Genomic DNA, 22554 nt, shown 5'->3' with positions numbered 1-22554 from the left:
TTCCTACGCCGACCCTGTCCCTACGCCACGTAGGGCGCCTCACCGGTCTCGCTCACCATCGGACGCCCGACGGCGGCCCAGGACCGCATGCCGCCGTCCACGTTCACGGCGTCCCTGCCGATGTGGTTGAGCCACATCGCGGCGTGCGCCGACCGGCCGCCGACCCGGCATACCACGTACACCGGCCGGTCGTGCGGCACCTCGTCGACCCGCACCTGCAGTTCGCCGAGCGGGATGTGGACGGCGCCGGGAGCGTGGCCGGCCACCCACTCCTCGTTCTCGCGGACGTCCAGCAGGTACGCGTCCTCGGGCAGTGCCTCGGGGGCGATTTCCGGCAATGTCATGCGCCCATTCTGACGGCACAGCGCCGATGCCCGGGCCCATGCGGCGAGCTGTGACCCACGGTGATCCGCGGGCGGCATCGACACGGTCCTTTATTGTCCAAGCTTCCCTATCACTCCCTCAATCACGTATGTTAAAGAGCGATGAGTGACGATCGAGGCCGCTATGTGCGGTCCGCTCCGACGGGAGGCCGACTATGACCGATGTGGTGCGGCGTGCGGCCGGCGGTGCGGGCGTCCTTACGATCTACAAGTCCGAGGCCGGTCGGCGCGCGCTCCTCGACCACTACCGGCAGGTGCTGGACGCCTGGCCGATCCCGGCCGAGCACGTACGGGTGCCCACTCGCGAGGGTGAGACCTTCGTCCACGTCTGCGGCCCCACGGACGCGCCGCCTCTCGTGCTGCTGCACGGCTCGGGCGCGAACGCCTCGATGTGGCGGGGAGACGTCCCCATCTGGTCCCGGCACTTCCGCACATACGCCGTCGACATGGTCGGCGAGCCGGGCCTGAGCGCGCCCTCGCGCCCCGCCCTGGACTCCGACGCCGTGTCACTCTGGCTCGACGACGTGCTGCAGGGGCTCGGGATCGCCGGCGCCGCGTTCGTCGGCACCTCCCTCGGCGGCTGGACGGCCCTGGACTACGCCATCCGCCGTCCGGAACGAGTGACTCGACTGGCCCTAATTTGCCCCGGCGGCGTGGGGCGGCAGAAGGTCGGCTGGATCTTCAAGGCCCTGCTGACCGGCCCGTTCCGACGTGGTGGACTACGCGAATCGGCGATGGCCGTCGCGGGCCTCGACGGGGAGAGGGACCGGCAGGCGCTCGACGCCGTCGTCCTGACGTTCACGCACTTCAACCCGCGCAGGGAGAAGCTCCCGGTGTTCCCCGACGACGCGTTGCGGGGCCTCACCATGCCCGTACTCGTCATCGCCGGCGACCGCGACGCCATGATCGACTCTCGCCAGACCGTGCGGCGCGTCCGTGAGTGCGTCCCGCACGCGACCGTGAACCTGCTCCCCCGGACCGGTCACGCCATCTTCGGCCAGGCCGAGCCGATCGCCGAGTTCCTCCGGGCCTGACGTGAACTCGCTCAAGGCGCAGGCCTACTTGAGCAGGCGCGACAGGCGGCGGTCGGCCAGCGGCTTGCCGCCGGTCTGGCAGGTCGGGCAGTACTGCAGCGACGAGTCGGCGAACGACACCTCCCTGATCGTGTCGCCGCACACCTCGCACGCCTCGCCCGTACGGCCGTGCACGCGCAGGCCCGACTTCTTCTCCGACTTGAGGTCCTTGGCGGCCAGCCCCCTGGCCCGCCCGACCGCGTCCCGCAGCGTGCTCACGATCGCGTCGTGCAGGTCGGCGACCTGGCCGTCCGTCAGCGTTCCGGCGATCTTGAAGGGGGACATCTTCGCGACGTGCAGCACCTCGTCGGAGTAGGCGTTGCCGATGCCCGCGATCACCTTCTGGTCCCGCAGCAGGCCCTTGATCTGCGCGCGGCTCCCGCCCACGATCGTCTTGAGCAGGTCCGGCGTGAAGTCCTCGGCCAGCGGGTCGGGCCCGAGCCCGGCGACGCCGGGAACGTCCTCCGGATCGCGCACCACGTAGACGGCCAGGCGCTTCTGCGTGCCCGCCTCGGTCAGCTCGAACCCGGGGGCGCGGCCGTCCTCGCCCGGCGACAGCCGCACCCGCACCGCGAGCGGGCCCTTGCCCGGCCGCACCGGTTTGGCGCCGGTGAGGTCGTCGCGCCAGCGCAGCCAGCCGCCGCGGGCCAGATGGGTGACGAAGTGCAGGCCGTCGCAGTCGACGTCGAGGAACTTGCCATGCCGCGCCACGCCGGTGACGAGCAGTCCGGCGAGCGCGGTGACGGGCGGGTCGACGGTCTTGAGCGCCTGGAAGGCGGTCACGTCGACCCCGACGACGGCATGGCCGACGGCGTGCTCGCGAAGGAACTCGGCGAGCGCCTCGACCTCGGGCAGCTCCGGCATGCCCTCACACTAACCCCGCCGGTTAGGGGACGTCCCAGAACGCGAGTTCGTGCTCCATGCCGCGGACGAACAGCTCCCGGGCGCGCGCCGGGTCCGGAGCCGCCTCGTCGATCATGACGGCGATGCGCGCGGCGAGGGCGGCGAACCCGGGGTCGGCGTAGGTGTCCACCCAGGCCCGATAGCGCGGTTCGGCGGGCGGGTCGGCGGCCAGGATCAGGCCGAGCGTCGAGTAGCCCCACATGCAGGGGTAGAGAGCCGCCAGCCCCTCGCCGTAGTCCGCCGCCGACTCCAGCAGGAACGAGGTGTACGCCGCGCAGGCCGGGCCCTTCACCGCGCCGTCGAGGTCGGCGCCGAAGCCGGCCGCCAGCGACCGGTGCAGGTCGAGCTCGTCGTGCCACGTCGCGTGGGCCAGGTCGACCAGGTCGCCGAGGTGGGCGTCCGGAGCCTGCCAGGCCAGCCGCGAGAACACCCGGACGTAGTCGAGCAGGAACAGGTAGTCCTGCTCCAGCCATGACCGGAAGACCGTCTCGGGCAGGTCGCCCGCCGAGATGCCGCGTACGGTCGGGTGCGCGAGCTGGGCGTCCAGCATCGGCCGCCCGATGGCGTGCAGGTCCGCAGAGATTCCCATAAGGGCTCATTGTGACCGTAAGCCGCGAGTTAGGCTCGACTGCGTGACACTGACGATCGCCGAGGAAGTGCTGCTGCTGGCCTACCGGGAGGACACCGGCAAGCCGATCATCGGGTCGGTGGAGCTCGACTGCGCCCTGGCCGGGGCCCTGCTCGCGGATCTGGCCGTACGCCGCCGGGTGGACCTCGACGGCGCGAAGGTCGTGCCCGTCGATCCCACCCCGGTGGGCGATGAGGAGCTGGACGCGGCGCTCACCCGCATCGCCGAGGAGCGCGGTCCGCGCAAGGCCGACTGGTGGGTGGGCAAGCTCCGCGCGGGCAGGCTGCGCAAGCGGCTGCTGACCCGTCTGGCCGCCCGGGGCGTGCTGAGCGAGCAGGAGGGCAAGATCCTTGGGATCTTCCCCACCACGCGCTATCCCGAGCTCGACCCCAGCCACGAGCAGGGCGTGCGGGAGCGCGTCCAGAACGTGCTGACCGGAGCCGAGCCGGACGAGCGGACGGCGGTCCTGATCGCGGTCATGCACGCGGCCAAGCTCGACCGCAAGGCGTTCCCCGACGCGCAGAAGGGCCGGATCAAGGAGATCGCCGAGGGACAGTGGACCGCCGAGGCGGTCCGCAAGACGATCGCCTCGATCCACGCCGCCGTGGCCGCCGCCACCACCGCCGCGACGGTCGCCGCCACCGCGGGGAGCTGACCCCTGCCGCTCGTGCCGCGCACGTCGTGCGCCCGCGCGAGCGGCGGTCCCCCTACTTGGTGATGACGTCCTTGGGCACCTGCTTGTCGGCGGCGAGCGCCTCGAACAGGCGCAGCGCCTTCTGGGTGTCCCACTTGACCACCGCCTGGCCGCCGATCGTCGGCAGCGAGCCGATCGGCACGGCGGTCGCGACGGGGCCCTCGCGCATGGCCATGCCGACCGACAGCAGGTCGAACAGGCCGCTGCCGGGGTCGACGGAGACCGAGTCGGCCGCGCTCAGCGCCAGCGGGACCGAGGTGAACGGGTTGATCAGCGTGCCCGGGCTCGCGGCCTTCTGCACGACGGCCGAGAAGAACTGGCGCTGCCGCTGGGTGCGCTCGAAGTCGGGTATGGCGCCGGTGGCCCTGGTGCGCACGTAGCCGAGCGCGGTGCCGCCGTCCATGTCCTGGCAGCCCTTCTTCAGGTTGATCCCGGCCTTCGGGTCCTTGATGTCCTGCTTCACGCAGATGTTGACCCCGCCGATCGCGTCCACGATGCCGACGAAACCGCCGAAGCCGATCTCCATGTAGTGGTCGATTCGGATGCCGGTCACCCGCTCGACCGTCTTGGCCAGCAACTCCGGGCCGCCGAAGGCGTACGCCGCGTTCAGCTTGCCGCTGCCGTGCCCCTCGATCGGGACGTACGAGTCACGGGGCAGGCTGACCAGGGTGGGCCGGCCGCTCTCGGGGATGTGCAGCAGCATCATCGTGTCGGTGCGCTTGCCGACCGCCTTTCCTGTGGCCAGCTTCTTGCGCTGCGCGGCCGTCAGGCCCGCCCGGCTGTCGGACCCGACCAGCAGCCAGTCCTGGCCCGGAGTCTCGGCGGGCCGCCCGTCGTAGTCGGTCAGCGACTCGACCGGCCGGAGCCGGGAGCCGATCAAGAAATATCCGGCGACGGCGGCGACGAGCAGGAGCACGACCACCACGACGACGACCCGCAGGACGATCCTGCCGGTCCGGCGCGGTCCGCGTCCGCCGCCGCGCACGGAGCCGTCGCGGCCCGTCGGCCCGCCGCCCCCGCCGTGCGAGGCGCTTCCCTGGTCCTCGGCCTCGTGCCTGCTCCCGCCGAGCGGGCGGACCGGGGCGTTGCCGGGACGGGGCTTGCCGTACACCTTGGACCGGGCGCGGGGGACCGTGTCCTCCCTGCCGGACCCCGCCGGAGCCGCCGGCTGAGGCTGTGCCGTCCGGGACGGGGCAGCCGGGGGCGGTGCTGCCGGGGGTTGGGCCGCACGCCGATAGGCGCGGGTCGCCTCGTCCTCGTCGGCCACGTGAACCCCCAGCCCTCAGCGTCCTTGCGACTGCTTTGACCGCAGCGGCGAAAGTCTTTGCCGATGCGTCCCCTTCTTCACGGTACCCAGACACCCTCTAAGCAGTCAGTAAAGGCTGCCGGGAAACACAGGAGAGATTCCAGCCGTTACGGTGGTATACCACCACGCGAAAGGATCGTCGTGTCCGTTCCGGACCCCTGGAGTACCTGCCCGTGCCCAGGCACGGGATCTCATGATCGCACGGCGGGCGCCCGATGAGCGCCGCCCTCGGCCTCGTGGCCGTCCTCCTTCTGACCCTGGCCACCGGATTCTTCGTGGCGCAGGAGTTCGCCTTCGTGGCCGCCGACCGGGGCACCCTTCGCGAGCAGGCGGCGGCCGGTGACGGCGCGGCGCGCCGGGCCCTCGACATCACCGGACGGCTGTCGTTCATGCTCTCCGGCGCGCAGCTCGGGATCACCGTCACCACCCTCCTGGTGGGCTTCATCGCCCAGCCCGCGATCGCCGGCGTGCTGCGCGGCCCTCTGGAGGCCGCCGGGCTGCCCGGCTCGGCCGTCCCCGGTGTCGCGGTGGCCCTCGGCGTCGCGATCGCCACGGTCGTGCAGATGATCCTCGGCGAGCTGGCCCCCAAGAACCTCGGCATCGCGCGGCCCGAGGACGTCGCGAAGGTCCTCTCCCGCCCGACGCACGTCTATCTCGTGGTCACCGGGCCGGTCATCCGCCTGTTCGACGCCGCGGCCACCCGGCTCGTGCGCCTGTTCGGCATCGAGCCCGTGGAGGAGCTCGAACACGGCGCCACCCCCGAGGAGCTGTCGCGCATCGTGACGGAGTCGGCCGCGGCCGGCGAGCTGCCGCCCCGGCTGGCCGACACGCTGGAGCGTGCGCTGGAGTTCGGCGACCGTACCGCCGAGGACGTCATGGTCCCCCGCCCGCGCGTGGTCTCGCTGCGCGCCGAGTGGCCGGTCGGCGAGTTCCTCGACGCCCTGCGCACGCACGGTCACTCCCGCTATCCGGTCCTGGGCACCGACGCCGACGACGTCGTCGGGGTGGCCGGGCTGCCCGAGTATCTGAAGGCCGGCTCTCCCTCCGGCGGGCTCGTCGGCGGCATCACCCGCGCGCCGCTGCTCGTCCCCGCGACCCTGCCGCTGCCCGAGCTGCTGCGGCGGATGACCTCCGCCGGTGAGACGTTCACCTGCGTGATCGACGAGTACGGCGGGCTGGCCGGCGTGGTGACGCTGGAGGACCTGGCCGAGGAGCTCGTCGGCGAACTGGTGGACGAGAACGACCCCGAACCGCTCGGCGTCGTACGGCACGGCGAGGGCGTCTGGGACGTGCCGGGCACCCTCCGCCTCGACGAGGTCGAGCGCGCCACGCACGTACGGCTGCCCGAGAGCGAGGACTACGAGACCGTGGCCGGTCTCGTCCTCGCGCTCCTCGGCCGGATGGCCGAGCCCGGCGACCAGGTCGTCTCCCCCCTCGTGCCCGAGCCCCATCTCTTCGACGACGAGGACGACGACGCCGAGCGGGCCGTGCTCACGGTCCTGAGCGTGCGCCGCCGCGTCCCCGAGTGGGTGCGGGTGTCGACGCAGGCGCCGGCGGACGCACCGGCCGAGGCACCGGCGGACGCGGATGCGGAGGAGCGGCCGGAGCGGGAGAAGGCCCGCGCGGCGGCCCGCGGCGCGGGCGGCGCCGACTACGCCCCGGAGCTGTTCTCCGCGCTGTTCCAGGGCAGGCCCGCATGAACTCTCTCACCGGCGTTCTGCTCGGCATAGTCCTGCTCGCCGTCAACGGGTTCTTCGTCGCGGCCGAGTTCGCCCTGGTCTCCGCCCGCCGCCACCGCCTGGAGGAGATCGCCGTCAGCGGCGGCCGGCTGGCCAAGGTCACGGCCCGAGCGGCGGTCAGGGGCGGGCGCGAGCTGTCGCTCATGCTCGCCGGGGCGCAGCTCGGCATCACACTGGCCTCCCTGGGCCTCGGCATGGTCGCCGAGCCCTCCATCGAGCATCTGATGGAGCCGGTGCTCACGCTGCTGCCGGAGACGCTGCGCACGCCCGTGGCGTACGTCGTGGCGCTCGCCCTGGTGACGTTCCTCCACATGGTCGTCGGCGAGATGGCGCCCAAGTCGCTGGCGCTCACGCACCCCGAGCGCGCCGCGATGGGGCTGGCGCTGCCGTTCCGCAGCTTCGCCTGGCTCGTCCGCCCGATCCTGGCCCTGCTGAACGCGCTGACCAACGGCATCCTGCGGCTGGCCGGCGTGCGGCCCCGCGACGAGCTGGCCACCACCCGCACACCCCGCCAGCTCGCCATGCTGGTCGCCGAGTCGGGCCGGATGGGCATGCTCGACCGCGACGAGCACGACCTGCTCACCCGCGCGCTGCGGGTCCACTCCCAGCCGGTCGAACGCCTGATGGTGCCCGTCGGCGAGGCGTCCTCGGTGCCCGCGAACGCCGACGACCTGCTCGTACGCCGGACGGCCGCGCGCGGCGGGAGCCTGCGCATGCTGGTCGTCACCCCCGACGACGTGGTCGGCGTGCTCCACGTGCGCGACGCGGTCCTTCAGCCGGGACACAGGGCCGGCGAGCTGGCGACCCCCGTCCCCCGCATGGCGAAGGACACCACGATCTCCGACGCCGTGACCCTGCTGCAGGAGGCCCGCGCGCAGCTCGGGCTCGTCACGGACGCCGGCGGCACGCCCGTCGGTGTGATCGATCTCACCACTCTGGTCGGCGAACTGCTGGTCGCCTGACACCTGTGTCTCCCGCTTCGCTCATCGGGGCGCTCGGGAGCGGCGCGCCCGTCGCGTGAGCGGGCGCGCCGACCTGGCACGTCACGGCGCGGCCCCGCGCCTGCGGCTTCACCGAAAATCTTCCATCGCGAGACGCCTGTGCTCACGAACTGGGACAGAAGGTAAAGGTCGCCCCTGCAAGCGCGGGGAAAGTGGTTTGAAAGGCGGCCTCCTGAGAATGTGCAGTGCGCGACGGAGGGGCCCCGATGTTCGGGGCCCCCGCCGCGACATCGCCAGGAGGGCCCGTGCCGTACGGGCCGGGAGGGGAGGCCGGACGTGGAAGCTTCGCTTGCGTCCACGCGAGGTTGCCCATCTGCCCGGGGGTTCCAGGGGGTTGCCCCCCTGGGCGGCGCAAAGAGAAAGCCTCGCGGGAAGGAAGCTCTGCTTCCGACCACGCGAGGCTGCGTTCTCGTGGGCAAGGGGGGAGTTGAACCCCCACGTCCTTTCGGACACACGGACCTGAACCGTGCGCGTCTGCCATTCCGCCACTTGCCCTTGCGGTTGGCCCCCATCTCTGGGTGCCTGGAAAGGTTAGCACGTATCCGCCCGTGCTTACGAACCCGGATACGATCCTTCTAAACGACGATGCGAAGGGGCTCAGTGCAGCACCGGAGCGGTCGCGACCGTAGTGGCAATGGAAGGGAGGTATCCGGTGGGAGTCCTTCAGCGCTTCGAGCGCAGGCTCGAAGGGTTGGTTGAAGGGGCCTTCGCGCGGGCGTTCAAGTCCGACCTCCAGCCGGTCGAGGTTGCCAGCGCCGTGCAGAGGGAGATGGACGAGCGCGCCGCGATCGTCGCTCAGGGTCGCACGCTCGTGCCGAACGACTTCGTGGTGGAGCTGTCGACGACCGACAGCGAGCGGCTGGAGGTGTACGCCGACAGCATCAGCCACGAGCTGGCCACTCTCGCACGGGAGTACGCCAAGGAGCAGGGCTACTCGTTCGTCGGGCCGGTGCGGGTGCGTTTCGAGACCGCGGACGACCTCGCGGTCGGGCTTTTCCGCATCCGGTCGGGGGTGATCCGGGGCGCCACGGTCGAGCAGGACGAGATCCGTCAGCCGCCGAGCGACGTGCCCGCCGGCCGCCCCAGCGCGTTCCAGGGCCGCCCCCGGCTGCTCGTCTCCACCCAGGACGACCCCCAGGGCCAGCGCTCGTACGAGCTGACCACACCGGTCACTTTGCTGGGCCGCGGAACCGATTGTGATCTTCGGCTGGTGGATCCCGGCGTATCACGGCATCATGCCGAGCTAAGAGTGGAAGGCCCGCAGGTCGTGCTCGTGGACCTGGGGTCGACCAACGGCACCTTCATCAACGGCCAGCCGGTCCGCAGGATCGAGATGCAGGACGGGACGAGGGTGACGCTCGGCCGCACGACACTGGTGTTCAGGCGCGATTAGAGGTAGACAAACGGTCCATGTCCGAGCTAACGCTGCTGCTGATCCGGCTCGCCTTCCTGGCGGTGCTGTGGTTCTTCGTGATCGCCGCGGTCGGCGTCATCCGGACAGACCTGTTCGGTCCGCGTACGGCTCCCGCGCCCACACGCAAACCGGTCAAGCAGCCCCGACCGGTTTCCAAGCCCAAGAAGGGCGAACCCCGCCAGCTGATCGTCACCGGTGGCCCCCTGCAAGGGACCATCATCAACCTCACGGAGACGCCAATCACCATCGGCCGGGCGAACGACGCCACGCTGGTTCTCAGCGACGACTACGCTTCGAGCCGGCACGCCCGGCTCTTTCCCCAGGACGGCCAGTGGATCGTGGAGGATCTCGGCTCCACCAATGGCACGTACCTCGAACGCTCTAAAGTGACCCGCCCGACCCCGGTGCCCCTCGGAGTTCCGATCCGCATCGGCAAGACCGTCATCGAATTGCGCAAATGACCATCGCACTCCGCTACGCCGCTCGCTCGGACGTCGGGCTCCTCCGTGAAGGCAACGAGGACTCGGCGTACGCCAGCGGCCGCCTGCTGGCCGTCGCAGACGGCATGGGCGGGCATGCCCACGGCGAGGTGGCCAGTTCGGTCGCCATCGCCGCACTGTCGTCCCTCGACCGGGACGCCTCCGGCGGTGACCTGCTCAGCGCCATCGAGGTGGCGGTCCGGGACGCCAACCACCAGCTGCACGCCATGGTGGCCCGGGACCCGAGCCTCAAGGGCATGGGCACCACCCTCACCGCGATGCTCTGGAGCGGCTCACGCTTCGCGCTGGTCCACGTGGGGGACTCCCGCGCGTACCTGCTCAGGAACGGCGAGCTGTACCAGATCACGCACGACCACACGCTCGTGCAGTCACTGGTGGACGACGGGCGGATCACCCAGGAGGAGGCCGCCAACCACCCCCAGCGCTCGATCCTGCTGCGCGCGCTGGACGGGAGCGGCGAGGTCGATCCCGACCTGCAGGACCGGGAGGCCCAGGTGGGCGACCGTTACCTGCTGTGCTCGGACGGCCTGTCCACGGTGGTCAGCGCCGAGACCCTGCACCACACCCTGACCACGATCGACGATCCCGAGGACGTCGTCCGGCAGCTCATCGACCTCGCCAACCGGGGCGGCGGGCCGGACAACATCACCTGCGTGGTCGCCGACGTGATCGAGGTGGACGACCTGCAGCCGCCCCTGGGGGTGGCGGCGGTCGTCGGTGCGGCCGGCTCCGGCCGGGCCCGCTCGGCGCCGCCCGACACCCCCGCGGGCCGGGCCACCACGGTCACCGCGCCCCAACCCGTGCTCACCGACGACGATCTGGACGACGAACCCGTGCGCGAGGCCCAGGCCTCCGCGCGGCGTTCGCGCAAAGGCCGATCGGGTCCGAAAGCGGCCGTCGGGGTGCTGGTCGTCGCCGCCGCGCTCGGGGTCGGCGGCTATTTCGGCTACCAGTGGACCCAGAGCCAGTTCTACATAGGCGCCAAGGGAGACGAGCTCGTCGTCTTCCAGGGCGTCGACGCGGAGGTCGGGCCTGTGTCCTTCAAGAAGGTCGCCTACACCGACCACGTACGCGTCTCGTCGCTGCCGGCGGTGCAGCAGGACCAGGTCCGCAGCGGCATCCCGGTCGACAACCTGCAGGCCGGGATAACCAGGATCAAGAGCTTCGGCGACTCGGCGACGCCCGCGCCGGACGCCAAGTCGACGCCGACCCCCACGAGGTCCAGTAAGTGACTGCTGTCGAAGCCACGCCCGTACCGATGACCGCGAAGAGGCGCGGCGCCCAGTTGGGCATGCTCGCCTTCGCCGTGCTGATCGTGATGGGCGCGTACGCCGGCGTCGGGCTCGGGATCAACGGCAAGATCCCGTCCGGCATGCTCGGCTACGGCCTCGGCCTCGGCGGTCTGATGCTCGCGGCCTACCTGGTGCTCGCCAAGTGGGCGCCGTGGGCCGACCCCCTTCTGCTTCCCCTCGTGACGCTGGTCAACGGCCTCGGCCTGGTCATGATCTACCGGATCGAGCAGGCCGGGCAGCCCGGCGCGTCCGCGACGAGTCAGCTCATGTGGACGGCGCTCGGCGTGGTGATGTTCTCCGCGACCCTGATCGTGTTGAAGGACCACCGCACCTTGCAGCGCCTCACCTACACCGCCGGGTTCGTCGGCGTGGTGCTGCTGGCAATCCCGGCGCTGCTGCCCGGGTCGCTGAGCGAGGTCCAGGGTGCCAAGATCTGGATCCGCATCGGCGGGTTCTCGATCCAGCCCGGTGAGTTCGCCAAGCTGGCCCTCGTCGTCTTCTTCGCGGGCTATCTCGTAGCCAAGCGCGACGTGCTCGCCCTCGCCGGCCGGCGGCTGCTGTTCATCGACCTGCCCCGCGCCCGCGACCTCGGGCCCGTGCTCATCACCTGGGGCTTCGCGATCGCCACACTGGTCCTGGAGAAGGACCTCGGCACCTCGCTGCTGCTGTTCGGCGCGTTCATCGCGATGCTCTACATCGCCACCCAGCGCACCTCCTGGGTGCTCATCGGCATCCTGTTGTTCGTCGGCGGCGCCTTCCTCGCCGGGCAGGTCTTCAGTCACGTCGAGGCCCGCTTCAACGTCTGGCTCCACGCGGAGGACCCCGCGCTGTACGACGCGGGCGGCGGCAGCTACCAGCTCATGCAGGGCATGTTCGCCATGGGCTCGGGCGGCATCCTCGGCACCGGGCTCGGCCAGGGCTACCCCAAGCTGATCCCGCTGTCGTTCTCCGACTTCATCTTCACCGCGACGGGCGAGGAACTGGGTCTCACCGGCCTGATGGCGATCCTGATGATCTACGCGCTCATCGTCGAGCGGGGGCTGCGCACGTCGCTGGCCGCCCGTGACCCGTTCACCAAGCTGCTCGCGGGCGGCCTGTCGTTCATCCTCGCCTGGCAGGTGTTCATCATCGTCGGCGGCGTGACCCGGCTGATCCCGCTGACCGGTCTCGTGACGCCGTTCATGTCCGCCGGAGGCTCGGCGCTGCTGGCCAACTGGATGCTCATCGCCCTGCTCGTACGGATGTCCGACGCGGCCCGCCGGCCGCCGCCGCAGGCGATCCAGGACGAGGGACTCACGCAGGTGATGCAGCGATGAACAGCACGCTCAAACGCGTCTCCGTGGCCTGCCTGCTCATGTTCGGCCTGCTCATGGCCAACGTGACCTACATCGGCACGGTGAAGGCCGACGGGCTGCGGACCGACTCGCGCAACGTCCGGGGCTTCTACGCCCGGTACGCGATCGACCGCGGCTGGATCACCGCCGACAACGGCAAGACGACGCTCGCAAAGACCGTGGACAGCGGGGACAAGACGTTCCGGTTCGAGCGCGAGTACCCGCTCGGCAAGCCGTTCACGCACGTCGTCGGCTGGTTCGCGCCGGAGAGCGCCTCGGGCATCGAGGCCGCGATGAACCGCTACCTCGACGGCAGCCACCCCGACCTGGTGGTCCGCCGGGCCATCGACATGGTCAGCGGCAAGCCCGCCAAGGGCGCGAGCGTCGACCTCACGCTGAACACCAAGGCCCAGGAGATCGCGTACAAGGACCTGGCCGGCACCGGCAAGCGCGGCGCGGTCGTCGCGCTCGAGCCGAAGACCGGCAAGATCCTCGCGATGGTGTCGGTGCCGTCGTACGACCCGAACCCGCTGGCCCAAGTCAACAAGGCCAAGGTGAACGCGGCGTACAACAAGCTGGACAAGGACGACAACAAGCCGCTGCTCAACCGGGCCATCGACCTGACGTTCGCCCCGGGGTCCACGTTCAAGACGGTCACCTCTGCGGCCTACCTCAGCGACGACACCTCTCGCGACGAGAACACGCAGGTCGACGCGCCCGACTCGCTGCCGCTGCCGGACACGAACATCTCGCTGCCCAACTACCACGGCGAGTCGTGCGGCGGCCGGGCGACGCTGGTGCAGGCGCTCACCATCTCCTGCAACACGCCGTTCGCCATCATGGGCATGGACGTCGGCTACGACAAGCTCAAGGAGCAGGCCGAGAAGTTCGGGGTCGGCCAGCCGCTGGAGATCCCCCTCGGCGTCGCGGCCAGCAACATCGGCCCGGACGAGGGCAAGGCTGCTCTCGCCAAGACCGCGATCGGCCAGCAGAGCAACCAGATGACCCCGCTGCAGATGGCGATGGTCGCGGCCGGCATCGCCAACCAGGGCACGGTGATGAAGCCGTACCTGGTCAACAAGATCATGGGACCGGACGGCGCGGAGATCGACGGGACCGACCCCGACGAGCTGGACGAGGCCGTCACCCCCGAGGTGGCCGGCGAGCTGACCAAGATGATGATCGGCGTGATCGAGCACGGCACCGGCGGCGCGGCCAAGCTCCCCGGCATCACCGTGGCGGGCAAGACGGGCACGGCGGAGACCCTGCCGGGCAAGCCGTCGCACGCGTGGTTCATCTCCTTCGCCCCGGTGGAGGACCCGAAGGTCGCCGTGGCGGTCTTCGTGGAGTCCGGCAGCGCCGGCAACGACGCCACCGGCGGTGCGGTGGCCGCGCCGATCGCCCACGACGTCATGCAGGCGGTGCTCGGACAGTGACGGACACGGTGCTCGGCGGGCGGTACCGGCTGACCTCCCCCATCGCCGCGGGCGGCATGGGCGAGGTCTGGCGGGCCGACGACGAACTGCTCGGCCGGGAGGTGGCGATCAAGCTGCTCGGCCGCCATGTCGCGGGCGACGCCACCTTCCGCGACCGGTTCCGCTCCGAGGCCAGGATCACCGCCGCCCTGACCGACCCCGGGATCGCCCAGGTCTTCGACTACGGCGAGAGCGACGGCCTGGCCTATCTCGTGATGGAACTGGTGAGGGGCGAGCCGCTGTCGGCCATCCTCGCCCGCAACGGCGTGCTCGGGCCGGACGTCACGCTCGACCTCGTCGAGCAGACCGCCCGGGGCCTGCACGCGGCCCACCGCGCCGGGGTGATCCACCGCGACGTCAAGCCCGGCAACCTGCTCGTCACCGAGACCGGCCAGGTAAAGATCACCGACTTCGGCATCGCCCGCGCCCTGGAGGCCGCGCCGCTGACCGCGACCGGCACCATCCTCGGCACCGCCCAGTACGTGAGCCCGGAGCAGGCGTCGGGCACCACCCTCACCCCGGCGAGCGACGTCTACTCGCTCGGGGTGGTGGCCTACGAATGCCTCGCGGGCCGCCCGCCGTTCACGGCGGAGACCCCGGTGGCGCTCGCGCTGCGGCACCTCAACGACACGCCCCCGCCACTGCCGGGGAACGTGCCCGCGCCGGTGGCGGCCCTCGTGATGGCCATGCTGGCCAAGGACCCGGCCGCGCGGCCGGAGACCGGGCCGATGCTCCTCGACAGGGTGCGGGTGCTGCGCGAGACCCTCGCGGGCACGGCGGCCTCGACGGCGTTCCTCGGTTCACTGACCGACCCCCAGGGCTTCCCCGCGGCAGGCGGCGCCGGCCGCACGATCCCTCCGGCCGCGCCCGGCCTGACGGCGCCCCTGGGTGAGCCCGCGGGAGCCGACGCCCCGCGTCCCGGCGCCACCGCGCCGCTGGGCCCGGTTCCGGCCGCCGCACGCAGGGCTCCCGCTGGCGCCCCCGACGCCCGAACCCGGCGCCCCGCTGGTCAGGGGCCGGTCGGCGGGCGACGCCGCCGTCGCGCGACCCTGCTCCTCGCGACGGCCGGCTGCGCCGCCGCGGTGGGCATCGGGGTCCTGGCCTTCACCGCCGCCCATACGGGCGAATCGCCGCCGGACCCGGGTGAGACGGCCGCGCCCGTCTCGCCGTCCCCCTCGCCGTCGCCATCGCCGTCGCCGGCACGTACGAACAGGTCAGAGGTTCCGCGGACGCATCAGCCGACAGCTCCGGCGACGTCGGACGAGCCGAGCGCCGTTCCGTCGGCTACCGTAAGCAGGTCGGCATCAACCACCCAGACGCCCACACCGGCTTCGTCCCCGACCTCGACCCCGACTCCGACGTCCACCCCGGCCACGGAACCCAGTGAGACTCCGCCCCCTACGGACGCCCCACCCGACACGAGCCCTCCGGATGAGGGGGAGTGATGAGAAGAGGGGTCGATGATGGAGACCGGTGGCACCCCACGATGAACGGCAAGGGACAGTGCAGGAAATGACTCAGCCACGACTTCTCGGCGGACGCTACGAGCTGGACGGCGTCGTTGGGCGTGGCGGCATGGCCGAGGTGTATCGCGCCCGGGACATCCGGCTGGACCGTGTCGTCGCCATCAAGACGCTCCGCTCCGACCTCGCCAGGGACCACACGTTCCAGGCGCGCTTCCGGCGTGAGGCGCAGTCCGCCGCCTCGCTCAACCACCCGTCGATCATCGCCGTGTACGACACCGGCGAGGACATGATGGACGGCACGCCCGTGCCGTACATCGTGATGGAGTTCGTCGACGGGCGGACGCTGCGCGACCTGCTGCGCGCCGACCGGCGGCTGCTGCCCGAGCGGGCCATGGAGCTGGTGGACGGCATCCTGCGAGCGCTGGACTACAGCCACCGGGGCGGCATCGTCCACCGGGACATCAAGCCGGCCAACATCATGTTGACGGTCAACGGCGAGGTCAAGGTCATGGACTTCGGCATCGCCCGGGCCATGGCCGACTCCGCCGCCACGATGACCCAGACGGCGCAGGTGATCGGCACCGCGCAGTACCTGTCCCCCGAGCAGGCCCGCGGCGAGCGCGTGGACGCCCGCAGCGACATCTACTCGACCGGCTGCGTGCTGTACGAGCTGCTCACCGGCCAGCCGCCGTTCACCGGCGACTCACCCGTGGCGATCGCCTACCAGCACGTGCGGGAGGACCCGATCCCGCCGTCGCGGATCGACCCCGAGATCCCGCAGTGGGCCGACGCGATCGTGCTCAAGGCGATGGCCAAGGACCCGCTCCACCGCTACCAGAGCGCCACGGAGATGCGCGGCGACATCCAGCGGGCCCTGTCGGGCATGCCGGTCGACCCGCAGACGATGGCGATGGCCACCCAGCAGTACAACGGGTATGGCTCGGCGGACCGCACGCGGACGATGACCACCGCAGGCGGCGCTCCCATGACGCAGAACACCCGCGCCATCCCCGACTACGAGTACGCCCAAGAGGAGCGCGGCGGCGGCCGGTACGACGGGCGACGGCGCAGCGGCGGCGGCAACACCGCGCTGAAGACCACCCTGTGGATCCTGATCCCGCTGGTGGTGATCGGCGCCATGATCGGTATCGGTTACGCGTTCCTGGGGTCCGGCGGCTCCTCCACGGCCGACAAGGTCGAGGTGCCGAGGGTGACGAACCAGACGAAGGCGGCGGCCGAGCAGGCGCTGCAGGCGGCCGGATTCAAGGTCGCCTTCGGACCGGAGGAGTACAACAGCGACGTCCCCAAGGGCGCCGTCGTGAGCACCGACCCCGCCGGGGGCGAGCAGACCGACCGCGGGGCCACGGTCACCGTCGTCGTGTCCAAGGGCGAGGAGAAGGTCACCGTCCCCGAGGACCTGATCGGCAAGACGCCGGAGGAGGCCAGGGCCGAACTGGAGGCGCTGGAGCTGAAGGTCAGCATCGTGCCGAAGGCCTCCACCAAGGAGCAGGGCAAGGTCTTCGACAGCAGCCCCAAGGGCGGCGAGAAGGTCGAGAAGGGCGCCCTGGTCCGGCTGTACGTGCCCAAGGACATGACGGAGGTCCCGAGCGTCGTCGGCCTCACGCTCGAGGACGCGACCCAGACGCTGAAGGGCGCCGGCTTCAAGGTCAAGACGTCGCCGCAGCCGAGCGACGTGGTGCCGGAGGGCAACGTCATCGACCAGTCGCCGCAGGCGGGGGCGAAGCTCAACCCCGGAACCACAATCACGCTGACGGTCTCCAGCGGCCCGTCGCAGCAGCAGCAGCCGACCGGCGAGCCCACCGACACGCCGACGGACGGCACTGGAGACGGTGGCGGTGACGGCACCGGAGGCGGTGGTGACGGCGGCGGAGACGGCGGGGACGGCGGCGGCGTGCAGATCGGGCCGCCCGGGGAGGGCGGGGACAACCCGTTCGGCAACTAGAACGAGATGAGCGGACGGCGGTCACCGCGAGGCGGTGGCCGCCGTCGGCGTTTCATCGGCGTTCCGGCCGGCCCGGCCGCGACAGCACGCTCTGGCCTCCAGCCGGCCGGACGAACCGACGCAGGGCATGAAGAAGGGCTTCCGCCACTCGGGGGCAATGGCGGAAGCCCTCACTCTTCTAGTCGTAACGAGAGCGGAAAGCGTTACACGATCTGCGCGAGCCAATTTCCGAGCAGCCGATGGCCGTGCTCGGACACGACCGACTCGGGGTGGAACTGCACGCCCTCGATGGGGGCATCGCGGTGGCGCAGGCCCATGATGACACCGTCCGGGGTGGTGGCCGTCACCTCCAGCGCGTCCGGCACGGTGCCGGGGACCACGGCGAGCGAGTGGTAGCGCGTCATCGTGACCGGCGACGGGAGCTCCCGGAACACGCCCCGCCCGTCGTGGGAGATCAGGCTGGTGCGGCCGTGCATGAGCTCGGGCGCGCGGTCCACCGCGGCCCCGTACGCCACGGCGATGGCCTGGTGGCCGAGGCAGACCCCGAGTAGCGGCAGGCCGCGCTCGGCGCAGTGCCGTACGAGGGACACCGACACCCCGGCGGCCTCCGGCGTGCCGGGCCCCGGTGACACGAGCACGGCGTCGAAGCCGTCGGCGTCGCCCACGGCGACGTGGTCGCGCGGCCGTACGTCGCAGTCCGCGCCCAGGCCGCGCAGATACTGCACGATCGTGTGCACGAAGCTGTCGTGATTGTCGACCACGAGCACCCGGATCGGGCTCATAGGTGTCTCCCGCTTCACCGGGGTGGCTGGGTGTGCCGAGCGGAAATCGGACTTTCAGCGTACGGCAATCCCGCATGGGGGATCGCCCGGTGGGGTCCGCGCCGACTATCCTTGCTCGGGACTTCACCGCCACAGCGATTACGCTATTGACACCAGCCCGCACGACCGCGCGGGTACCCACCAGGAGAAGCTCCCGTGCCCAAGTCGAAGACCCGCAAGAAGGCCGTTTACACGCCGCCGCAGAAGTCGCAGACGGTGAAGGTCAGCCCCCGTTGGCTCGCCCCCGTCATGGTGGTCTGCTGGATCATCGGTATCGCCTGGATCGCGATCTACTACATCGCGCCGACCGTTCCCGGCATCTCCAGCCTGGCGAACTGGAACCTGCTGATCGGTTTCGGGCTCATCATCGTCGGCGTCGTACTCTCGACGAAGTGGCGTTAGGCTGCTTTCTTTAGATTCTTTCCACAGCCTTTATCCACAGCCTGTGGGCAGCAGGCGCCGAGCGGCCCCCTGGCCGGGTCGGCGCCGGGTTCGGGCCGGGCGACGAATGCCCGGCCCGGCCGCGAGGAGGGTCAGCTTCGGCCGAGCATCTCGGCGGTGAGGACGTTCCCGCCGAGGCCCCAGCCGCCGTCCGGCACCTCCTCGAGAAGGACCAGGGTGGTTGCCCGGGCCCGCTCGCCGTACACCTCGGCGTAGGCGTCGGTGACGGCGTCGATGAGCTTCTTCTTGGACTCGGGGGTCAGGGTGTCGGCGGGCACCTTGAGGTTGGCGAACGGCATGGTCGTTCCTTTCGGATTGTTTCGGGCGTTTCCGGGCCGGAATGTGGCGGAGGAGTGCGGCGGGGTCAGACGATGCCGCCGTTGGCGCGCACGACCTGGCCGTTGATCCAGTGCCCCGCGGGGCTCGCCAGGAAGGCGACGACCTCCGCGATGTCCTCGGGGGTGCCGAGTCGTTCGAGCGGGGGCTGCTTGGCCATCCGCTCGATGGTGGCCTCGTCCTTGCCGTCGAGGAACAGTTCGGTGGCGGTCGGGCCGGGCGCCACCGCGTTGACCGTGATCTGCCGCCCCCGCAGTTCGCGGGCGAGCACGAGCGTCATCGCCTCGACGGCGCCCTTGCTGGCGACGTACGCCCCGTAGGTGGGCAGTTGCAGGCCCACGACGGACGTGGACATCGTGATGATCGTTCCCCCGTCGCGCACGCGGCGCGCGGCCTCCCGCGCCATGACGAAGGTGCCGCGGATGTTGGTGCGGTGCAGGGCGTCCAGGTCGTCGAGGTCGAGCTCGGCGATCGGGGACAGCGACAGGCGCCCCGCCGAGTTGACGACGACGTCGACCCCGCCGAACTCCTTGTCCGCCGCCTCGAACATCGCCGCGACCGCGTTCTCGTCCGCGACGTCGGCCTGCACCGCGATCGCCCGGCCTCCGGCCGACGTGACGGCGTCGACCACCTCGGCCGCTGCGGAGGCAGCTCCCTGGTATCCCACGACGACGGCGAAGCCGCGCGCGGCCAGCGTCGTCGCGACCGCCCGGCCGATCCCGCGGGAGCCGCCGGTGACGACGGCCACGCGCTGATCACTCATTGGAGGACCCCCTTGATTATATCGTCGATACGGCTTGCCCGTATCGGCGTTACGAGACAGACGTTAGCACGATGTCCGTATCGGCGCTAGCGGACTTCCGTATCATTGGTTACATGGCAGATGCGGACACCCTACGTGCGGCGATGATCGAGGCCGCAGAGAAGCAACTGGCGACGTCCGCGGACAACGACATCGCCACGCGGGCGGTCTGTGAAGCGGTCGGCGTGACCCAGCCCGTGCTCTACCGGCTGTTCGGCGACAAGCGAGGGCTCCTCGACGCCGTCGCCGACCACGGGTACGAGCGCTACGCCGCCCTAAAGGCAGCGCAGGAGCGGACGACCGACCCGGTGGCCGACCTCCGGGCCGGCTGGGACGGCCACATGGCGTTCGCCCGGGAGAACCAGGCCCTCTACCAGCTCATGTTCACGCCTCGGCCGTGGTCCCGGTCCACGGCTCGCGACCGGGTGTTCGAACTTCTGGAGGCGACGCTCGTACGGTGCGCGGCGATCGGCGCGCTGAGAGTGGAGCCGCCGCTCGCCGCCCGGCTGATCCTGTCCGCGAGCGTCGGGGCCGCGCTCGACCACATCGCCAGTCCTGAGCTCTTCGACGACCCGGCGCTGTCCCACCGCATGCGCGACGCCGTGTTCGCGCACGTGCTCACCGAGGCGACCGTGCGGGAGGACGCCGATCCCCTCCACGAGGCCGCGCTGCGCCTGCGCGCGCAGCTCGACCTCGCCGGCACCGACGCCCTCGAGCCGGTCGAGACCGCCCTGCTCCGGCGCTGGCTCGACCGCATCACGCAGCCCGGTGCGGGGAGCGTCAGGTGATGGCGCCCTCCAGCAGGCCGTACGGCGGGAGCATGGTGACGAGCAGGACCAGTGCCACCAGCACCGCGGCGGCGACGCCGGCCTGTACGAGGGTGCGGTTGCGCGGCGGAGCGTAGGCGAAGCCGGCGGCGAGGATCGTGCCGGTCACGAGCCCGCCGAGATGGCCCTGCCAGCTGATGCCCGGCACGACGAACGTGAGCACCACGTTGATGCCGATCAGCCAGAGAGCGCCGCGGGCGTCGTAGCCCAGTCTGCGGGCGACGACGAACAACGCGCCGAACAGGCCGTAGATGGCGCCGGAGGCGCCGACGGCCGACGTGCCGAACAGGTAGATGGCGACCGAGCCGCCCAGCGCCGACAGCAGGTAGAGCGCGGCGAACCGGCCGGCGCCGAGCCTGCGCTCCAGCTCGGGGCCGAGGGCGTAGAGCGCCCACATGTTGAACAGGATGTGCCAGAACGACGGCGGCGGGGAGTGCAGGAAGGCACTGGTGATCAGCCGCCACCACTCGCCCATGTGGACCCCGAGCGACCACATCGCGAACCGCTGGACGACCTCGTCGGGGCGCAGGACCTCGGCCCCGTACGCGAGCACGTTGAGGATCAGCAGGGTCCACGTGACGCGGGGCGTGGCCACGGCGGCACCGCCGAAGGTCGCCTGGGCCTGCCGCACCTCGCGACTGCCCTCGCGGACGCATTCGGGGCACTGGTGGCCGACCGCCGCCTCGCGCATGCAGTCGGGGCAGATCGGGCGCTCGCAGCGCTGGCAGCGGACGTAGGTCTCGCGCTCGGGGTGCCGGTAGCAGGTGGGCACGGCTTGCGCCCCCGGCTGCGGGGGCGGCGGAGGCTGGGAGGTCATGGGGTCCTTCCTGGGCGGGTCCCTGTGCGGGGGCGCATCCACCAGCCAGCCTATAAGCCGGAAACGCCCCGGCCGCGTGTTCGCGGGGCCGAGGCGTCTCCGGAGCGTCGGAAGGGGCGGCGTCAGGACCGCTCGATGGTGACCTCTTCGAGGACCACGTCGTTCGCCGGCCGGTCGTTGCGGCCGGTGGGGGTCTTCGCGATCGCGTCGACCACCTCGGTGCCCTCGATCACCTCACCGAAGATCGTGTGCCCCTGGTTGAGGTGCGGCGTCGGCGCGACGGTGATGAAGAACTGGGAGCCGTTGGTGCCCTTGCCGAACCGCTTGCCCGCGTTCGCCATGGCGAGCAGGTAGGGCCGGTTGAACTGGTTCTCGGGGTGGATCTCGTCGTCGAAGTCGTAGCCGGGGCCGCCGATGCCCTGGCCGAGCGGGTCACCGCCCTGGATCATGAACCCGTTGATGACGCGGTGGAAGATCGTGCCGTCGTAGAGCTTGACGTTCGTCTGCTTCTCGCCGGTCTCCGGGTGGGTCCACTCCCGGGTGCCCTCGGCGAGTTCGACGAAGTTGCGCACGGTCTTCGGCGCCTTGTTGGGGAAAAGCTGCACACGGATCGTGCCGTGGTTCGTGCGCAGATTCGCGATGAGGTTGTCAGCCACGAGGGCCGCCCCCTTTGGTAGCTCGTGTTAGTTGTCCGGTGAACAGGGTATCGAGCATGCCTTCAAGCACCGCTCGTGATTGAGCCACAACCATCCGGGAAGGGGTCGTTCCGGGGCCCCGTCGATTGGGGAGGTTGATCGTGTCCCTGACAATGAACAGAAGGCGCCGCGCCGAAGTGGTCATCCCGCAAACGTGGCTGAGCAGGATGAGAGAACAGGCGACGAAGGCCGGCGGCCGGATGAGCCCGGTGGCGGAGACCGCACGGGATCTCGCCACCCATCGGATCGAGGACGCCAGGATCTGGGCGGCGCCGAAGCTCGACCAGGCGGCGCAGTCGGTCGAGGAGCAGATCGCTCCGATCGTGAGCGCGTTCCTGACCGAGCTGGCCCGCCGGATCGACGTGAGCAGCGCCAGGAAGACCCGCAGGCGCTGGCCGGTCGTCGCGTTGCTGGGCGGCGTCGCGATCGGCGCGGTGGGTGTGGCGATGTACCGCAACAACGCCCAGCGCTGGACCGAGACGATGCGGGAGAGCATGCGGCACACCGGCTCCGACGCCAGCAAGTGGGTCGGAGACAAGGCCGGGGAAGTCGGCGAGAAGGCCGACAAGGCCGCCGACGAGATCTCGGGAAAAATGTCCTAGCACGTCCCTCACAGCCACCAGTACGGCCGGCGTTCCCCCAAC

The 22554-nt window shown here is 70.9% G+C and carries 23 protein-coding genes and 1 tRNA gene; 14 read left to right on the top strand and 10 right to left on the bottom strand.

Annotated elements, in window-relative coordinates; translation table 11 throughout:
• Positions 1 to 20: 20 nt before the first annotated feature.
• The gene (locus FH610_RS35680) at positions 21 to 344 is read right to left on the bottom strand and encodes a rhodanese-like domain-containing protein (RefSeq protein WP_139579648.1); all 324 of its coding nucleotides are present in this window, start codon (positions 342 to 344) and stop codon (positions 21 to 23) included.
• A gap of 194 nt (positions 345 to 538) precedes the next feature.
• Between FH610_RS35680 and FH610_RS35675 the strand changes: the two genes are divergently transcribed.
• Positions 539 to 1417 carry an alpha/beta fold hydrolase gene (locus FH610_RS35675; RefSeq protein WP_139579647.1) on the top strand — a complete coding sequence of 293 codons (879 nt, stop codon included), beginning with the start codon at positions 539 to 541 and terminating at the stop codon, positions 1415 to 1417.
• A gap of 24 nt (positions 1418 to 1441) precedes the next feature.
• Here FH610_RS35675 and FH610_RS35670 read toward each other — a convergent pair whose 3' ends face one another.
• Positions 1442 to 2320, bottom strand: coding sequence for an Fpg/Nei family DNA glycosylase (locus tag FH610_RS35670; protein ID WP_139579646.1), 879 nt, complete (start codon positions 2318 to 2320; stop codon positions 1442 to 1444).
• A gap of 22 nt (positions 2321 to 2342) precedes the next feature.
• The gene (locus tag FH610_RS35665; protein ID WP_139579645.1) at positions 2343 to 2948 is read right to left on the bottom strand and encodes a TenA family protein; all 606 of its coding nucleotides are present in this window, start codon (positions 2946 to 2948) and stop codon (positions 2343 to 2345) included.
• Positions 2949 to 2991: 43 nt separating this feature from the next.
• Here FH610_RS35665 and FH610_RS35660 point away from each other — a divergent pair, with 43 nt between their 5' ends.
• Positions 2992 to 3642, top strand: coding sequence for a GOLPH3/VPS74 family protein (locus tag FH610_RS35660; protein ID WP_139579644.1), 651 nt, complete (start codon positions 2992 to 2994; stop codon positions 3640 to 3642).
• 52 nt (positions 3643 to 3694) lie between these two features.
• Here FH610_RS35660 and FH610_RS35655 read toward each other — a convergent pair whose 3' ends face one another.
• On the bottom strand, positions 3695 to 4948 hold the full coding sequence (locus tag FH610_RS35655) for an LCP family protein (protein WP_205826310.1): 1254 nt from the start codon (positions 4946 to 4948) through the stop codon (positions 3695 to 3697).
• A gap of 254 nt (positions 4949 to 5202) precedes the next feature.
• Here FH610_RS35655 and FH610_RS35650 point away from each other — a divergent pair, with 254 nt between their 5' ends.
• Together FH610_RS35650 and FH610_RS35645 are read left to right on the top strand one after the other, a co-directional pair.
• Positions 5203 to 6687 (top strand): hemolysin family protein, encoded by a 1485-nt coding sequence (locus FH610_RS35650; protein WP_139579643.1) that lies wholly within the window; start codon positions 5203 to 5205, stop codon positions 6685 to 6687.
• On the top strand, positions 6684 to 7688 hold the full coding sequence (locus FH610_RS35645) for a hemolysin family protein (protein ID WP_139579642.1): 1005 nt from the start codon (positions 6684 to 6686) through the stop codon (positions 7686 to 7688). Before FH610_RS35650 ends, FH610_RS35645 begins: the two co-directional genes overlap by 4 nt.
• Before the next feature lie 451 nt (positions 7689 to 8139).
• Here the strand turns inward: FH610_RS35645 and FH610_RS35640 are convergent.
• A tRNA-Leu gene (locus FH610_RS35640) sits at positions 8140 to 8222 on the bottom strand.
• A gap of 157 nt (positions 8223 to 8379) precedes the next feature.
• On the opposite strand from FH610_RS35640, the gene FH610_RS35635 reads away from it, so the two are divergent.
• The 7 genes from FH610_RS35635 to pknB all read left to right on the top strand — a co-directional run bounded on the left by FH610_RS35635 (position 8380) and on the right by pknB (position 17171).
• Positions 8380 to 9120 carry an FhaA domain-containing protein gene (locus FH610_RS35635; RefSeq protein ID WP_139579641.1) on the top strand — a complete coding sequence of 247 codons (741 nt, stop codon included), beginning with the start codon at positions 8380 to 8382 and terminating at the stop codon, positions 9118 to 9120.
• A 17-nt stretch (positions 9121 to 9137) separates the two neighbouring features.
• Positions 9138 to 9602, top strand: coding sequence for an FHA domain-containing protein FhaB/FipA (locus FH610_RS35630; RefSeq protein ID WP_139579640.1), 465 nt, complete (start codon positions 9138 to 9140; stop codon positions 9600 to 9602).
• Positions 9599 to 10873 (top strand): Stp1/IreP family PP2C-type Ser/Thr phosphatase, encoded by a 1275-nt coding sequence (locus FH610_RS35625; protein WP_139579639.1) that lies wholly within the window; start codon positions 9599 to 9601, stop codon positions 10871 to 10873. Before FH610_RS35630 ends, FH610_RS35625 begins: the two co-directional genes overlap by 4 nt.
• A gap of 26 nt (positions 10874 to 10899) precedes the next feature.
• Complete coding sequence (locus tag FH610_RS35620) at positions 10900 to 12249, top strand: FtsW/RodA/SpoVE family cell cycle protein (protein ID WP_139579638.1); 1350 nt, start codon at positions 10900 to 10902, stop codon at positions 12247 to 12249.
• Positions 12246 to 13703, top strand: coding sequence for a peptidoglycan D,D-transpeptidase FtsI family protein (locus FH610_RS35615; RefSeq protein WP_139579637.1), 1458 nt, complete (start codon positions 12246 to 12248; stop codon positions 13701 to 13703). The genes FH610_RS35620 and FH610_RS35615 overlap by 4 nt, the downstream gene beginning before the upstream one ends.
• Complete coding sequence (locus tag FH610_RS45375; RefSeq protein ID WP_276607725.1) at positions 13700 to 15187, top strand: serine/threonine-protein kinase; 1488 nt, start codon at positions 13700 to 13702, stop codon at positions 15185 to 15187. The genes FH610_RS35615 and FH610_RS45375 overlap by 4 nt, the downstream gene beginning before the upstream one ends.
• 67 nt (positions 15188 to 15254) lie before the next feature.
• Entirely contained in the window at positions 15255 to 17171 is a 1917-nt protein-coding gene (gene pknB, locus FH610_RS35605) for a Stk1 family PASTA domain-containing Ser/Thr kinase (RefSeq protein WP_139579636.1), read from the top strand.
• Between the two features lie 203 nt (positions 17172 to 17374).
• On the opposite strand, the gene FH610_RS35600 is transcribed toward pknB, so the two are convergent.
• Complete coding sequence (locus FH610_RS35600; RefSeq protein ID WP_041952911.1) at positions 17375 to 17953, bottom strand: anthranilate synthase component II; 579 nt, start codon at positions 17951 to 17953, stop codon at positions 17375 to 17377.
• A gap of 195 nt (positions 17954 to 18148) precedes the next feature.
• Here FH610_RS35600 and FH610_RS35595 point away from each other — a divergent pair, with 195 nt between their 5' ends.
• A complete protein-coding gene (locus tag FH610_RS35595; protein ID WP_139579635.1) occupies positions 18149 to 18394 on the top strand; it encodes a cell division protein CrgA in 246 nt (81 codons plus the stop codon).
• 131 nt (positions 18395 to 18525) lie between these two features.
• Here FH610_RS35595 and FH610_RS35590 read toward each other — a convergent pair whose 3' ends face one another.
• Complete coding sequence (locus FH610_RS35590; protein ID WP_139579634.1) at positions 18526 to 18732, bottom strand: 4-oxalocrotonate tautomerase family protein; 207 nt, start codon at positions 18730 to 18732, stop codon at positions 18526 to 18528.
• 65 nt (positions 18733 to 18797) lie between these two features.
• Complete coding sequence (locus FH610_RS35585) at positions 18798 to 19532, bottom strand: SDR family oxidoreductase (RefSeq protein WP_139579633.1); 735 nt, start codon at positions 19530 to 19532, stop codon at positions 18798 to 18800.
• Between the two features lie 113 nt (positions 19533 to 19645).
• On the opposite strand from FH610_RS35585, the gene FH610_RS35580 reads away from it, so the two are divergent.
• A complete protein-coding gene (locus FH610_RS35580; protein ID WP_139579632.1) occupies positions 19646 to 20359 on the top strand; it encodes a TetR/AcrR family transcriptional regulator in 714 nt (237 codons plus the stop codon).
• On the opposite strand, the gene FH610_RS35575 is transcribed toward FH610_RS35580, so the two are convergent.
• Positions 20352 to 21215, bottom strand: coding sequence for a rhomboid family intramembrane serine protease (locus FH610_RS35575; RefSeq protein WP_139579631.1), 864 nt, complete (start codon positions 21213 to 21215; stop codon positions 20352 to 20354). The two genes, FH610_RS35580 and FH610_RS35575, sit on opposite strands and share 8 nt — an antisense overlap.
• A 122-nt stretch (positions 21216 to 21337) precedes the next feature.
• Complete coding sequence (locus FH610_RS35570; RefSeq protein ID WP_139579630.1) at positions 21338 to 21871, bottom strand: peptidylprolyl isomerase; 534 nt, start codon at positions 21869 to 21871, stop codon at positions 21338 to 21340.
• 140 nt (positions 21872 to 22011) lie between these two features.
• On the opposite strand from FH610_RS35570, the gene FH610_RS35565 reads away from it, so the two are divergent.
• Positions 22012 to 22512: a hypothetical protein gene (locus FH610_RS35565; protein ID WP_139579629.1), complete on the top strand. Its 501-nt coding sequence runs from the start codon at positions 22012 to 22014 to the stop codon at positions 22510 to 22512.
• The last annotated feature ends 42 nt before the right edge of the window (positions 22513 to 22554 follow it).

The sequence above is a fragment of the Microbispora catharanthi genome (assembly GCF_006334915.2).
Classification (GTDB): Bacteria; Actinomycetota; Actinomycetes; order Streptosporangiales; family Streptosporangiaceae; genus Microbispora; species Microbispora catharanthi.
The sequence above is the reverse complement of the archived record's forward strand: the minus strand, read 5'-3'. Positions and strand labels throughout refer to the sequence as shown.